The sequence below is a fragment of the Streptomyces sp. SID5910 genome, assembly GCF_009862125.1.
Lineage (GTDB): Bacteria > Actinomycetota > Actinomycetes > Streptomycetales > Streptomycetaceae > Streptomyces.
Genome location: NZ_WWHX01000433.1, coordinates 1 through 758 on the forward strand (window position 1 = coordinate 1; position 758 = coordinate 758).

A 758-nucleotide genomic window follows, 5' to 3' on the forward strand; every position below is an offset into this window, starting at 1 on the left:
GGCGGTGATCCGGCTGGAGCACGGGCAGCCGGTCCGCTTCGGCGCCGACGGGGCCAAGGGCGTCGTCCGCGACCGGGCCACCGGTGACCTGAAGGTCGTCGCGGTCACCGCGGACAACGAGGCGGACATCCTGGTCCACGACGCCCACGCCGCGTCGCCGACCACCGCGTTCGCGCTGTCCCGCCTCGCCGACCCCGACACGCTGCACCACACCCCGATCGGTGTGCTGCGCGCCGTGGACCAGCCGGTCTACGACACGCTGATGTCGGACCAGCTGGACACGGCCGTCGAGCAGAACGGCAAGGGCGACCTGGGGGCGCTGCTGGCGGGCGGCGACACCTGGACGGTCGTCGGCTGAGCGCCGTACCGCTTCACGAGGCCCGGGACGGAAGCGCCCGGGCCTCTTGCCGTGCCGCGCGGGTCTCCTGCTGCTGGGCCGCGCGGGTCTCGTCGTACTCCTGGCGGGCCCGCTCGACGTCCGTCATCCGCTCGTGCGTCCACTCGGCCAGGCCCCGCACCCGCTCCGCCGCCTCGTGGCCGAGGGGGGTCAGGGAGTAGTCGACGCGGGGCGGGATGACGGGCTTGGCGTCGCGGTGGACCAGGCCGTCGCGCTCCAGGGTCTGGAGGGTCTGGGTGAGCATCTTCTCGCTGACGCTCCGGCCGACCCGGCCGACCGCCCGGCGCAGCTCGCTGAACCGGTGCGGCCGGTCCAGGAGCTCGATCAGGACGAGGACGCCCCAGCGGCTGGTGATGTGTTC

At 74.1% G+C, this 758-nt stretch carries 1 protein-coding gene and 1 pseudogene; one reads left to right on the forward strand and one right to left on the reverse strand.

Annotated features, from left to right (window positions below; genetic code table 11):
- Positions 1-358 (forward strand): annotated as a pseudogene (locus GTW67_RS15225) (2-oxoacid:ferredoxin oxidoreductase subunit beta); the annotation flags it as partial.
- A gap of 13 nt (positions 359-371) precedes the next feature.
- Here GTW67_RS15225 and GTW67_RS15230 read toward each other — a convergent pair.
- Positions 372-758: winged helix-turn-helix transcriptional regulator (locus tag GTW67_RS15230; protein WP_161165358.1), on the reverse strand; the 387-nt coding region annotated here is incomplete at its 5' end.